Here is a 14,357-nt window from a genome sequence, read left to right on the forward strand (position 1 = left end):
GCAAAAGGAGATTAAGATGAAAAATTATATTTTATACCCATTCATGTTACTTACAATGTTATTTCTATCAGCTTGTTCAAACAGTGTACAGCCTAAGGAAAAAAATGATGTACAATCTATCAAAGATGTTGCTATTAAAGTTCCAGAAAATATATTTAGTTCCTCAAAGAAAAATGAAACTATTAGTGAAGACGAAATGAAACAAAATATAAAAAATTATATAGATTATAGTTGGGAGTTAGCTGAAAATATAATTCCTCTCGCTTCAACAAATTCTGATAAGAATTTCACTGAATCTGACCGAGAAAAATTACAAAAACTAATAGAGTTAGCGAAGCAAAATGATGCAAACTTCCATAATTTTATTAGTAACAATACAATCCCTGATGATTACAAAAAGCCTTCAAAAGAAATATATGAATTTATTTCATCGTCTACAGCACTTTCAGTAGAACTAGATCAAGAGTTAGACAAACTCGCCCAAGATGGTAACTTATTCAAGGCGAATTTTTCTTTTACGAAACGCCTTGAGAAAATAAATGGGAGGAAACAAAAAGAGATTGAAAAGTTTTTGAACGAAAAAAATATTAAAATTTCAATTAACAGCAATAAAAAAAATTAACCGATGTGTTACATATCCCTTTCAAAATAATCAATAAGAAATGGCTATTTTGAAAGAGAGTTTTTGTGATATAACTATTAAATTCCCTAAACAAAAAAGACGCTCCCCTAGGAGCGTCTTCCACTATTACGCTTGTTGTTGCGCGCTATATAATTCTTCAAGTGGCTTCATGATAATTTTGTTAACGTCACCGATTACAACGTTTAGGCGTTGCTCAGTTTCCATTAATTTTGTAATTTTAGCATCTTGTTGAATGCGAGCTACAACTTCTTGTGCTTGTTGGTTGTCTTCTTCAGTGATTTCTTGGCCTTGCATCATTTTTTGTTGTAGGCTAAGTTGCATTGTACGGAACTCATCGAATAAGTTCTTTGAAGCTGTGTCAGCTTGAACTGCTGCGTAGCTCTCTTTTAAAGTTTTGAAGTCATCGTTTTCAGCGATTGCTTTTTGTAATTCATATGCAACATCATGAATGTTCTTTGTCATTTTATTTTTCCTCCTTTAGAAGGCTAGCGCTTTTCATACGCACTGCCTTTTCAGTGCATTTACATACGCACCTCTTCTTACCATATCAAACTATGCAAGAGATGTGAAGAAATTTCACTTTTATTTCTATGTACTCACCTTATTATCTAAGAAACAATAGTAACAATCCTTGTACGAGCCCGATCATTCCGCCTAATAACGCTCCTAAATACGTAATCATTTTTAATTCGTTTTTCGTAATAGACAGAACTAAGTCTTCTAATCTTTCTGTTGAGAATGTAGACACTTCTTGCTGGACAATTTCCGCAAGGTGTAGATTGTTTAGTATACTCTCTACGTTTTCTGTTCCCCACTTTAAGCCTTTCGTTACTACACTTGGAACCACTTTTTCAATAATTGTTTCTCGAACTGGTTCACATACTTGCTGAACAGATTGATTTAAAAACTTACTCACTGTTTCCTCTACTTTAACTGCTGACAGCACGGAGCTTACAATCATTTCTTTCTCTACAAATGCTTCTAATTCTTTTACATCTCTTCCTTTTAACTTTTCCCACTCTTTTTGCAGTACGTCAGTTAAAAGCTGCTTTGTAGCATCTTGCCCTAAAAACTTAATAACTTCTGGCTGCACACGATCCACAACACTTACATTTCCTAAAAACATCCCAACTAAGTTAAGTAGCGTTCCACGAGAAGCAAAGAAATCATCAATCATTTTTGAAAGACGCGCTTTCCCTTCTTCACTTTCAAAAAAGCTAATTCCTCGCTCTAAAATAAACGCCGAGGCATTCGGAATCGCATTCTCTATCTTTTCATGTACAGAATGAGGTAAAGCCTGTTCCCATGTATATGTATAATACTCTGCTAAAAATGCATGAATTTTTTCTGTAATCACATGTTCGATTTTTCGAGTCGCTTCTTCTTCTACATGTGCTACATTCCATTTTTCTAACATATATCGCAGTGATTGTTCATTCGTAATTACTTTATCCACTTCCACTTGCGCCCAGTGAATTAAACCTTTTTGAAACTCTTCATTTGTTAGCTTTTTTCCGATTCCTTCTGGTGTTAACAAATGTTCTACAACCATTTTTCCTAATTGAACAGCAAGTTCATCACGCCGCTTCGGAATTAACCCTGGTGTAAATGGAACTTGAAACTTTCCGATATAAATAGGACGATGAGGACGAAATAACATTTTTATCGCTAAATGATTCGTATATCCTCCAATAATTGCTCCGAGTCCTGTCGTCGTTAACATATTTAACCATATATTCATTACAATCAACCTTTCACTTCTCCAAAACTATAGCATATCATCATACGGACAAAAGTATAATGGTATAAAAACGTATTTGCAATATATAGCTTCGCCTATTATGCAAATAGTAGTAAAGGAGTGATTTCGTTGGTTCTCGGCCTTTTAACTTCTAAACTTCATTATGAGCAAACGTATTACACCGAAATCGCTAAACGCGCTCGGCTTTATCATAATGTCGTTGCCCAGTTTACGCCATTTTGTATTGATCCTAAAACAGACCTTGTTTCTGGTCTTATTTACGATACAGATACAGGAAAATGGAAAAAGCAAACATTCCCTATTCCTTCTTATATATATGATCGTTATTCTTTTCAAGAGGAAACAGACTTTGAAAAAGTAAAATCAATTATTCACTCTTTGCACAATCGTCCTTCCACTACCTTTTTAAATAACACACTTATTAATTCAAGTGAACTACATGATTTATTTCTCACTAATAAAAAACTGTCTCCTTATATACCAAAATTTGAAATTGCGACGATACAAAACATTTTCAAACTGTTGTTAAAAACTAAAGATATTATTATACGCCCCACTAATATACATTCTAAAGATAACTTATATCGAGTCGCTTACAAAAATAAAACGTTTCAGATCGATACAGTAAATGAAAAATACCATACTTCTATTCCACTCAAACGCACAGACGAATTTATATCTTGGTGTAAATCTAACATACGTTCATCACGTTACATAGCGCACACTATGCTACAACCACCAAATCAATTAACATATCCACTGCACATTCGAACCATTTTGCAAAAAAACAAAGAACAAACTTGGAATGTTATCGGTCAATTTATACAAAAAAGCTCATTTCCTAATCAGCTTTTACCCTCAACAACGGACGATGATTCATTACATTCATTTTCAAAAATTAAATACGTACTATCTAGTACAGGTGTGCAACTATTACACGACGCTTTACACGACATTATAAATGAAGTATTCCAAACACTAGATCAGTCTTATTCTTCGTTATTTGAACTAGAACTTTCCACAATTATGGATCAAAAAGGTGCAATCTGGCTTATGTATGTCAACACGATCCCTCCTTACGAACAATACATTCGTCATAGTGATTCATTAGCTGAAAAGATATTTCACGGACCACTTAAATTCAGTCGCTTTACACCATAATGAAAGGAGGTAAACCTATTTTGAAAGAACATATATATACATTAAACATTTCAGATGAACATCCAAATAGTATTACTTTACCTTACGTTTTTTCTATTACGCCACCTATTACATCCCTCTCCTTCGGCATACGTCATATAGCAAGTGAAGAAGTAAAAATTCATTATTCCTTTACTCGCGAAATTATTATTGGAAAACATATTGCCGATAAACTTTTACTACCTCAATCAACTACTATTCATGCATTCACACAAAACCAAACAATTATTTTCGGACCATTAATCGGCATTTTCACAACTGGCTTTAACGATGATTCTTCTAATCCTTTAGGAAATCGTTCAATTGCTCTCAGTGAGTTGTTAACACCACCATTCTCATTACGACCGTTCGTATTCGTCTTTGGCGTTCAACATATAAACTGGGAAGAAGAAACGATTGAAGGATATTTCTTTCGAGAGAAACAATGGATAAAGAAAAAGGTCCCTTTACCAAACGTCATTTACGATCGATTACCGAATCGACAAGCGGAAAATTATAAACCAATTGTCAGAGCAAAAAGAAAGTTAGAACAAGACTACTCCATTCCATGGTTTAACCCAGGTTTTTTCAACAAATGGGAAGTTCATCAACTTCTTATGAAAGACGAATCAATTAGACCCTTATTACCAAACACAGAAGCATTTCAGCATTTTGAACAAGTAGAACGGTTTCTTGGCACGTATAAATCTGTGTACATGAAACCAATACACGGGAGCTTCGGTAGAAATATTCATCAAATATTTTATTCTCAAACAGAGAATTGCTACTACTGTCGTTATCGCGAAAATGAAGAAAATAAACTAAGAAAGTATCAATCATTAGAAACTCTTCTAAACCACGTATTAAAAGGACATGATTTAAAAAAGTTTATCGTACAGCAAGGTATTTCGTTACTTCGCTTTGATGGTCAACCTGTTGATTTCCGCATTCATACAAATAAAAATCATTTCGGTAATTGGATAGTTAGTGCAATCGTCGCCAAAATCGCCGGCAAAGGCAGTTTAACAACTCATGTAAATAGCGGCGGTGATACAAAGTTGCTACAAGAGCTTTTTCCAGATTCAACGAAGCAAGTTCAAATTGAAAATAAATTAAAACAAACAGCTCTGCAAATAAGTTATGCACTCGACGAGCAAGTAACTGGAAACATCGGTGAGATTGGTTTCGATATCGGTTTAGACACAAAGGAAAATCCGTGGTTATTTGAAGCCAACTCTAAACCTGGGCGAACTGTATTCCAAGATGCCAAATTAAAAGAACAAAGTGAACTGACACGCCAGTTATTTTACGAATATGCCATCTACTTAACTGAACATTCTTTACGTGATACAAAAGAAAAAATGTCCCAAATAAAATCCGGGACTTCATCAAACACCGAATGTATCCCTTCTCCTATGATTCACTCACAAATGCAAAAACAAAAACTTCCACCTAGATAATAAGGTGGAAGTTTTCTATTTACACAAGTTTTACTACAACCTCAGTTTCCACATTACATACTCCGCAATAAAAAATATGATTGCAATATTCATTTGAATTATTATGCGTTAAACCATCTACTGCACTTAATAATTCTTGATCCATATAGGCACTATAATCGTCTATATAATCTACAGACTTCCCATAATCTTGGAGTATACTTTGGCAATTTTGACAAGAATATGTTTGTGATTCTAATGCGTTGCAAAGCGGGCAAATCCCCATCATGATTCCTCCATACTTTATCGTTTAAAGCCTCTCTTTTTTAGAGTGAAGAGAGCAACCTATCCAGACATAGGAGTGCCCACTCCATCCCTACTTAAAAATAGAACTATAAAGTTGCTACCGATTTCATTTTTATTTCAATAAATCATAAATAAGAAGCTAATAATTAGCCTACAAGTAGCAGGCTACAATGAGAAAATTATATTTAATATCCTCCTTAGTTTGGCCTGTTTTCTTAAAAATACAACGATTACTCTTATTTCATAATTTACGAAATCAATAAGTTTTTTTGACAAAATTTACAAATTATTATTTTGTATATCTTTCTAGGTAACATCCATACTATGAGTACAAACTTAATTACCGATGGATTAGCGCCAATCGGGGCGATAATCTGGTTCAACTCCAGCTAGTCCAACCAAAAAAACTTTTATAACTCTAAGGAGGATATATTCCTATGGCAAACCAAAATTCTTCAAATCAATTAGTAGTACCAGGTGCAACAGCTGCAATCGATCAAATGAAGTACGAAATCGCTCAAGAATTTGGTGTACAATTAGGAGCAGATTCTACGGCTCGCGCTAACGGTTCAGTTGGTGGAGAAATCACAAAACGTCTAGTTGCAATGGCTGAGCAAAGCCTTGGCGGATTCCACAAATAAATATATATGGCAAAAAGGTCTCAAGGCATATGCCTTGAGACCTTCCTTAATTTATTGCAACATTTGTAAAAACTTCTTCGTACGTTCTTCTTTTGGATTTGTAAATACTTCTTCTGGTGTACCTTGTTCGACAACGACACCGCCATCCATGAAAATAACGCGGTTTGCAATTTGATGTGCAAAGCGCATTTCGTGCGTTACAATTACCATCGTCATGCCTTCTTTAGCAAGTTCTTTCATTACTTTCAGAACTTCTTGAACGAGTTCAGGATCAAGCGCTGATGTCGGCTCATCAAATAGTAACACTTCCGGCTCCATCGCAAGCGCACGCGCAATTCCAACGCGCTGTTGTTGTCCGCCTGATAATTGGAACGGATATAAATCCACTTTATCTGCTAAACCAACTTTTTCAAGGAAATAGTGTGCTTTTTTCTTTGCTTCTTCTTTCCCCATCTTTTTCACTGTAACGAGCCCTTCCATTACATTTTGAAGTGCTGTTAAATGCGGGAATAAATTATGGTGCTGGAATACCATACCTGTTTGCGTACGAAGATTAACAATATCTTTCTTCGTTACTTTTTGAGAGAAGTTAAGCTCTTTATTACCGATACGAATATTACCAGCGTTTGGCGTTTCTAATACATTGAGACAACGTAAGAATGTCGTTTTACCAGATCCAGACGGCCCAATAATAACAACAACCTCGCCCTTCTCAACTGTTAAATCTATATGCTTTAGTACGGTATTATCTCCGAAACTTTTTTGTAAGTGCTGAATTGAAATCATAAAAACAAAAACTCCTTTTGTAAAAGGATTATTTTAATGTGTAGCGTTCTGAACGCTTTTCTAACATCTGTTGTACGATTGATAATAAGAAACAAATAACCCAATAAATAAGACCTGCTTCAAAATAAACAATTAAAAACTCGTAGTTCATCGCCGCAATTTCCTGCGCTTTTCGGAACATTTCTGTTACTAAAATTAACGATGCTAACGAAGTATCTTTCACTAAGCTAATAAATGTATTCGAAAGCGGCGGGATTGATACGCGCGTTGCTTGTGGTAAAATAACACGTTTTAATGCTTGTGGATATGTCATCCCAATTGTATAAGCTGCTTCCCACTGCCCTTTCGGAATGGAAAGGATAGAAGCACGAATAATTTCAGATGCATATGCACCGACATTTAATGAAAATCCAACAACTGCTGCTGTATATGGCTCAACTTCAATATTAAGAGTTGGAAGTCCATAGAAAATAATAAATAATTGTACAAGAAGTGGCGTTCCGCGAATGATAGATACATAGATACGAGCAATCCATTGTAAAATACGACTACCAGAAATACGTGCGAGCGCTGTTAACGTTGCCAGTATAATCCCGATAATAAATGTAATAAGCGTTAATGGAATTGTTGTAAAAACAGCTTCCTTCAGCATAGGCATGAAGGAAGTCTGCATAATATCTATCCAAGTAGACAATCGATCTGAAACTAATGCACTACTTAGATACATTTTCACCGAACCATTTTTTCGTTATTTTGTCATACGTACCGTCTTTTTTCATATCTTCTAACGCTTTATCTACTTCTTGTACAAGCTTAGTGCTACCTTTACGGAATAAGAATCCACTTTCTGAAGCTTCTTTTTCAGTATCTACAATTTTAATTTTTGCATCTTTTTTCGTTTCTAAATAATTTAATACTGATAACTTATCATTAATTGTAAAATCAACGCGTCCTGAAGCTAATAATTCTGCCGCTTGGCTAAATCCTTCTACACCAATAATTTCCGCACCGTTTTTCTTAGCAATATCTGCATAGTTACTCGTTAAAGATTGTGCTCCTTTTAAACCTTTTACATCAGCAAATGTAGCAGGCTTATCTTTATCTTTTGCAATAACTAATGCCGCTGAAGATGAAACGTACGGTTTAGAGAAATCATATTTCTTTTGACGGTCTTCACGAATACCAACTTCGTTTGCAACCATATCGAAACGTTTTGCATCTAAACCAGCAAGTAAGCTATCCCATTGTGTTTCTTTAAATACAGGTTTTACACCTAAACGTTTTGCAACTTCTTCTGATAGTTCAACGTCAAATCCAGTTAATTTATTGCTTGAATCATGGAATGTGAACGGTGCGTATGTACCTTCTGTTCCAATTACAAGTTCACCGCTTTGTTTTATCTTTTGTAACGCGTCTTGACTAGCTGTATCTTTTTTCTCTTCTTTACCGCAGCCGGCTACAATCCCGATCGCTAATGTAGTTACTGCAAGCACTGAAAATAATTTCTTCATGATAGTAATCCTCCAAGTATTCTGATAGGAATTTAAAAACTATATTGATTGTATGCAATCTTGAACAATTTTTCAATGAAAATGTTCTTATTTAGTTTATCCTTTTTCTTCATAATCAAACAAAAGGGAAAAATAATGCTACATACAAAAAATAAGTAACATTTTTTAATATAGCATTTATTGTACGAAAGGTAAAATAATACTTCTTATTTAACTGCCCTGATTCACTAAAAAAAGAACTTGTGAAAATCACAAGTTCTCCACCTTACCTATTAAGCGCTCTGGTTCCCTTCCATTTGCGTTTTGTACATATCATAATAACGCCCGCGCTTTTTCATTAGCTCATCATGAGACCCTTTTTCTAAAATGGTTCCTCTATCAAGCACAATAATTTGATCTGCGCTTTTAATTGTTGAAAGTCGGTGAGCGATAATAAATGTCGTTCTTCCTTTTTTCACAACTTCTAGCGCTTGTTGAATCATCGCCTCTGTTTCTGTATCGATACTAGATGTCGCTTCATCTAAAATTAAAATGGCTGGGTCAAAAGCGAGCGCCCTAGCAAACGATATAAGCTGACGTTCTCCGGTTGAAAGAGTACTTCCTTTCTCCGTAATTTCTTCATTTATATTGTTCGCAAATCTTTCAGCACCAACATCACGCAATGCTTTTACGATGCGCTCTTTTGAAATTTTTTCATTTTCTAAACTTACATTAGATGCTACTGTTCCGCTAAATAAAAACGGATCTTGCAGTACAATTCCCATATGTTCACGAGTTGCTTGTTTCGGCATCTCTTTTACATCATGACCATCAATCGTAAGCTTTCCTTTTTCAAACTCGTAAAACTGAAAGAGTACGTTCATAATAGAACTTTTTCCTGATCCAGTATGACCGACAAGTGCCACGGTCTCCCCTTGTTTCGCTTCAAAAGAAATATTTTTTAACACTTCATCTTTCCCATTATAAGAAAACGATACATTATCAAACTTCACATTTCCTTGTAAGCGAGGCATACGCTCTTCTTCTACTGCTTCTCCTTTTTCCTCTAACAATTCAAAAACACGCTCTGAGGCAACACGCGATTGTTCTAAGTTAGCAAGCTGATTCACCATATTTGTAATCGGTGAGAACAATCGTGTTAAATAATCAACGAACGCATACAGTATCCCTAGAGAAATGACGCCTGTAGCACTTAATGAAGCGCCACCGAAATACCAAATCACACCTGTGAAAGCGATATTTCTTAATACGGATACTAAATTATGAGAAGTTGCTGCATTTAAATTCAAAATTTTATTTTGATACTTAAAATAATCGCCATTTAATTCTTCAAACTCTTTTTTCGTTTCACGCTCTTGACGGAACGCTTGAATAATTGGCATCCCTTGAATGGATTCATTTACTGTTCCGTTAATATCAGATAAACGAGAGCGCATTTTATGATTGTATACAGACGCGTATTTTCTATAAAGAATTGCCCAAACGATTAATATCGGGATAATGAGTAAACATATCGTTGCCAATTTTACATCGAGTAAAAATAATGCCGCAAATATCCCTATAATATAGATGATACTAGAGACGAATGTCGCAAGTACCGTTACATATAAATCACGAATGGCTTCCGTATCATTCGTGACACGCGATACAATTTTCCCTGCTGGTAAATGATCGAAATAACGAATCGGCAACGTTTGAATATGAGAAAACACATCTTCCCTCATAATTTGAATAATTTTGTTCGCTGCCTTTTGCAAGAAGAACTGCTTTCCGTATGCAAATAATGATACGACTACTAATAAAGCAAAATAGCCACCACCAAGTAATAATAGACGGTTTATTTCTGGCTTATAAAATGCAAATACTTCTTCCTTTGTTAATGCTTTCGCTTTATAAACTTGCACCGCCTTACCATTTTGAACGGTAATCATATCCCCTTTTACAGTACGTGATCCTTCTACATTTACTTTATTCGGTACAAAATAATATTGAAAACCGACTTGCATCACGCGTACTTCTTTTCCTTTTTTCTCGCCTTGTTCAAAGCGATCACTTCGCTTATAAAAAGCCCCATTATACGAAACAGCATCTTCACTCTGTTCTGTTTCATACCAAGGTTTCTCTATCCCGACGATATGATCGTCAATCATCGTTTTAGCGACGAAAGGACCAGCAAGCTCTGCGATGACGAAAATAAATAACATTAACATCGCAGCAAAAATCGTCCCTTTCACTTTCATCGCGTATTGAAACAATCGTTTTGAAACGCTCATATTTTCACCCCACTATCCGCACTTTCACTTTCACCTTGTTGTCTTTCAAACTGTTCGGCATACCAGCCTCCCTTTTGGATAAGCTGAGCATGCGTACCTTCTTCTATAACTGCGCCTTCATCCATAACGAGAATCCAATCCGCATGTTGCACTGCTGATAAACGATGCGTCGTAATAATCGTCGTCTTTCCGCTTCTTTCCGTTCTTATATTTTCAATGATCGCTGCTTCCGTACGAGCATCTACAGCTGATAAAGAATCGTCCAAAATTAAAATTTCTGGATTTTGAATAACAGCTCTTGCAATCGAGATCCTTTGTTTTTGCCCTCCTGATAAAGAAACACCTTTCTCTCCAACGAGCGTTTCTAACCCTTCTGGTAAAAACTCTAAATCCTTTTTAAACGCAGCAATTTCAATTGCTTTCTCTAGTTCTTCTTCAGTCGCTTCCCTATTTCCGAATAAAATATTTTCTCGCGCTGTTTTTGAGAACAAAATATGCTCCTGCGGTACATAACCAATCCAGCCGAGTACATTTTCATTCGTCATTTTATCTAATGTCACATCAGAAACTGCAATATCTCCATCTCCAAGTGGATATTGACGAAGAAGCTGACGTACAAGCGTCGTTTTCCCGCTTCCTGTTTTTCCGACAACCCCAAGCGTCTCCCCTTGTTTTAAGGTAAACGAAACCTTTTTTAAATTTGTTTCAGTTGATGAAGGATATGAAAAGGTAACGTCATCAAACTGAATATAATCCGGCTCTTGCACAAGCTTTGGATGTTTCGGATCCTTTACATCTGGTTCATACGCTAACGTTTCATTCACACGGTCAAGCGAAGCATTTCCTCTTTGCATAACATTAATTAATTCACCAATTGCAAACATCGGCCAAATCATCATCCCTAAATACACGTTAAATGAAACAAGTTCACCAAGTGTTACCTTTGATTGAAATACAAGATATGCCCCGTACACTAAACCGATTAAATAACTAAGGCCAACAAGCATTTTCACAGTTGGTTGGAATAATGCGTCAATTCTCGCTACTTTCATATTTTTTTCGTAGACGTCATCTCCTAAGTGATGAAATCTTTCCTCATCTGCATTCTCTTGTACGTATGCACGAATAACACGCACACCAGCGATTGATTCAAGCACTTTATCGTTCATATCACCAAACGCATCTTGCGCAACGGTAAATCTTTCATGCAATTTCTTTCCATATATATTCATCGCATACGCCATAATTGGAAGCGGAATAAGCGCTGCAAATGTAAGCTCCCAACTAATTGTAAATCCCATCATAAAAACGATCGTAAGCATGTATAAACTAGAATCCACAAGCGTTAATATACCAAAACCAGCTGTCATAGCGATTGCTTTTAAATCATTCGTTGCCCTCGCCATTAAGTCGCCAGTACGATTTTTTTGATAAAAAGTCGGCGTCATCTTAAGTAAATGCCCCATAAATTTAGAGCGCATCGTTTTCTCAAGTACAAATGCACCTCCAAACAATTGATGTTGCCATACGAAAGTAAGACCATACCCAACGATTGTAACCCCTATTAAAATAAGAATAGATTGCATAATTGCTTCGTTCGATAACGTTCCTGTTTTTATATTATCTATCGTAACCCCTAACACTTTCGGGGGAATAACTTCAACTATATTCACAATTAAAAGAGCTCCAATGGCAATACTATATCTCTTCCAGTGCTCCCTAAAAAACCATTTTAACTTTAGTAATACTGATAACAATGTAACCTCTCCCTTCTCGTTCTCGTTTACCTCTCATTTCTTTATCCACTATCCAGACCCATCACATTTACATTTCGTAACCCATACAATCTCATCACATTTTTCCACCTTCCAAAGTTTTTTATCGGAACTAAACAAGGGAAAATAAACAAAAAAAAGCATACCGCCGCTTGACGATATGCACAGGAATGCATAAAAAGCGTACGTTACGATATACGCAACGTACGCTTTTTATAAGACAAAGATGCCCTATATATCCGTACGGGTTGCGTAATGATATGAATGTTTTCTGCCATTTAACAGAGCTAAGCCCATTACATTTACGATTACAATCATTACGCACACCCCCTTCATTTATTTTCCATTTATAATCTTACAACTTTATTGAGTATTCTGTCAATTATTTTTTCACAAACCGCATGAAAATATACGCTACATCATTCTGAAATAAAGGAATGTTCTGTAAGAAAGGGTATACAAAATAAAAAAAGAATAAGAAATCGTTTTCACAAACATTTCATTTGAAAAATGTTATCAAACCCCCTACAATCACCTTATACTCACTCTTACAAGTTGCTATTTTAGGAGGACTAATCATGACAACTAGCAATACGTACAAATTTTATTTAAATGGAGAATGGAGAGAAAGCTCTTCAGGAGAAACAATCGAAATTCCATCTCCATACTTACACGAAGTAATTGGACAAGTACAAGCAATTACTCGCGGAGAAGTGGATGAAGCAATTGCATCTGCAAAAGAAGCTCAAAAATCATGGGCTGAAGCTTCCCTACAAGATCGCGCAAAATACTTATATAAATGGGCTGATGAGCTCGTAAATATGCAGGATGAAATTGCCGATATCATTATGAAAGAAGTCGGTAAAGGATATAAAGATGCGAAGAAAGAAGTTGTTCGTACAGCTGACTTCATTCGTTACACGATCGAAGAAGCTTTACATATGCACGGAGAAAGCATGATGGGCGATAGCTTCCCGGGCGGTACAAAATCTAAACTTGCGATTATCCAACGCGCACCACTTGGTGTTGTATTAGCAATCGCACCATTTAACTACCCAGTAAACTTATCTGCTGCAAAACTTGCACCAGCATTAATTATGGGTAACGCTGTTATTTTCAAACCAGCAACTCAAGGTGCAATTAGTGGTATTAAAATGGTTGAAGCACTTCACAAAGCTGGCCTTCCAAAAGGTCTTGTAAACGTAGCTACAGGACGCGGTTCTGTAATTGGTGACTACTTAGTAGAGCACGAAGGCATCAATATGGTATCGTTCACAGGTGGTACAAACACAGGTAAACATTTAGCGAAAAAAGCTTCAATGATTCCACTTGTATTAGAACTTGGTGGTAAAGATCCTGGTATCGTTCGTGAAGATGCTGACTTACAAGATGCTGCAAACCATATCGTAAGCGGTGCATTCTCTTACTCTGGTCAACGTTGTACAGCTATTAAACGTGTACTTGTACACGAAAACGTAGCGGACGAGCTTGTTAGCTTATTAAAAGCGCAAGTAGCTGAACTATCAGTTGGATCTCCAGAACAAGACAGCACAATCGTTCCATTAATTGACGACAAGTCTGCTGACTTCGTTCAAGGTTTAGTTGACGACGCTGTAGAAAAAGGTGCTACAATCGTTATCGGTAACAAACGTGAGCGTAACTTAATTTACCCAACATTAATCGATCACGTAACAGAAGAGATGAAAGTTGCTTGGGAAGAGCCATTCGGCCCAATCCTTCCAATCATCCGTGTTTCTTCAGATGAACAAGCAATTGAAATTGCTAACAAATCAGAGTTCGGTCTGCAAGCAAGTGTCTTCACTAAAGACATTAACAAAGCATTTGCAATTGCTAACAAAATCGAAACTGGTTCTGTACAAATTAACGGACGCACAGAGCGCGGCCCTGACCACTTCCCATTCATCGGTGTAAAAGGTTCAGGTATGGGCGCACAAGGTATTCGTAAGAGCCTTGAGTCTATGACACGTGAAAAAGTAACTGTATTAAACTTAGTTTAATCTTATAAAAAGAAGCTGATCTAT

At 36.1% G+C, this 14,357-nt stretch carries 13 protein-coding genes; 5 read left to right on the plus strand and 8 right to left on the minus strand.

Features of this window, described 5'->3' with window-relative positions; all coding sequences use genetic code 11:
* Window positions 1–16 precede the first annotated feature (16 nt).
* Window positions 17–622, plus strand: a complete 606-nt coding sequence (locus ES895_RS20575) for an NDxxF motif lipoprotein (protein ID WP_000800756.1) — start codon at window positions 17–19, stop codon at window positions 620–622.
* Window positions 623–748: 126 nt separating this feature from the next.
* Here the strand turns inward: ES895_RS20575 and ES895_RS20580 are convergent, their stop codons facing one another.
* Together ES895_RS20580 and ES895_RS20585 are read right to left on the minus strand one after the other, a co-directional pair.
* On the minus strand, window positions 749–1,105 hold the full coding sequence (locus ES895_RS20580; RefSeq protein WP_000164610.1) for a YlbF/YmcA family competence regulator: 357 nt from the start codon (window positions 1,103–1,105) through the stop codon (window positions 749–751).
* 142 nt (window positions 1,106–1,247) lie between these two features.
* On the minus strand, window positions 1,248–2,384 hold the full coding sequence (locus ES895_RS20585; protein WP_135238610.1) for a DUF445 domain-containing protein: 1,137 nt from the start codon (window positions 2,382–2,384) through the stop codon (window positions 1,248–1,250).
* A 129-nt stretch (window positions 2,385–2,513) separates the two neighbouring features.
* Here ES895_RS20585 and ES895_RS20590 point away from each other — a divergent pair, with 129 nt between their 5' ends.
* Both ES895_RS20590 and ES895_RS20595 read left to right on the plus strand, forming a co-directional pair.
* Complete coding sequence (locus tag ES895_RS20590; protein WP_000242814.1) at window positions 2,514–3,566, plus strand: YheC/YheD family endospore coat-associated protein; 1,053 nt, start codon at window positions 2,514–2,516, stop codon at window positions 3,564–3,566.
* 20 nt (window positions 3,567–3,586) lie between these two features.
* Entirely contained in the window at window positions 3,587–5,044 is a 1,458-nt protein-coding gene (locus ES895_RS20595; protein WP_048567846.1) for a YheC/YheD family endospore coat-associated protein, read from the plus strand.
* A 19-nt stretch (window positions 5,045–5,063) separates the two neighbouring features.
* Here ES895_RS20595 and ES895_RS20600 read toward each other — a convergent pair whose 3' ends face one another.
* Window positions 5,064–5,309, minus strand: coding sequence for a hypothetical protein (locus ES895_RS20600; protein ID WP_000510474.1), 246 nt, complete (start codon window positions 5,307–5,309; stop codon window positions 5,064–5,066).
* Between the two features lie 457 nt (window positions 5,310–5,766).
* Between ES895_RS20600 and sasP the strand changes: the two genes are divergently transcribed.
* Window positions 5,767–5,970, plus strand: a complete 204-nt coding sequence (gene sasP / locus ES895_RS20605; protein ID WP_000013338.1) for a small acid-soluble spore protein, SasP family — start codon at window positions 5,767–5,769, stop codon at window positions 5,968–5,970.
* 51 nt (window positions 5,971–6,021) lie between these two features.
* Here the strand turns inward: sasP and ES895_RS20610 are convergent, their stop codons facing one another.
* From ES895_RS20610 to ES895_RS20635, 5 genes are all read right to left on the minus strand, one after another.
* The gene (locus ES895_RS20610; protein ID WP_000623608.1) at window positions 6,022–6,756 is read right to left on the minus strand and encodes an amino acid ABC transporter ATP-binding protein; all 735 of its coding nucleotides are present in this window, start codon (window positions 6,754–6,756) and stop codon (window positions 6,022–6,024) included.
* A 28-nt stretch (window positions 6,757–6,784) separates the two neighbouring features.
* A complete protein-coding gene (locus ES895_RS20615; protein WP_000281499.1) occupies window positions 6,785–7,483 on the minus strand; it encodes an amino acid ABC transporter permease in 699 nt (232 codons plus the stop codon).
* Window positions 7,470–8,267, minus strand: coding sequence for an amino acid ABC transporter substrate-binding protein (locus ES895_RS20620; protein WP_000732836.1), 798 nt, complete (start codon window positions 8,265–8,267; stop codon window positions 7,470–7,472). The genes ES895_RS20615 and ES895_RS20620 overlap by 14 nt, the downstream gene beginning before the upstream one ends.
* 272 nt (window positions 8,268–8,539) lie before the next feature.
* Window positions 8,540–10,540 (minus strand): ABC transporter ATP-binding protein, encoded by a 2,001-nt coding sequence (locus ES895_RS20630; protein WP_070757334.1) that lies wholly within the window; start codon window positions 10,538–10,540, stop codon window positions 8,540–8,542.
* Window positions 10,537–12,297: an ABC transporter ATP-binding protein gene (locus ES895_RS20635; RefSeq protein ID WP_000953785.1), complete on the minus strand. Its 1,761-nt coding sequence runs from the start codon at window positions 12,295–12,297 to the stop codon at window positions 10,537–10,539. The genes ES895_RS20630 and ES895_RS20635 overlap by 4 nt, the downstream gene beginning before the upstream one ends.
* 596 nt (window positions 12,298–12,893) lie before the next feature.
* On the opposite strand from ES895_RS20635, the gene gapN reads away from it, so the two are divergent.
* Entirely contained in the window at window positions 12,894–14,333 is a 1,440-nt protein-coding gene (gapN, locus tag ES895_RS20645; protein WP_000213634.1) for an NADP-dependent glyceraldehyde-3-phosphate dehydrogenase, read from the plus strand.
* Window positions 14,334–14,357 lie beyond the last annotated feature (24 nt).

Source organism: Bacillus sp. 007/AIA-02/001, from assembly GCF_004634455.1.
GTDB classification, from domain to species: Bacteria; Bacillota; Bacilli; order Bacillales; family Bacillaceae_G; genus Bacillus_A; species Bacillus_A cereus.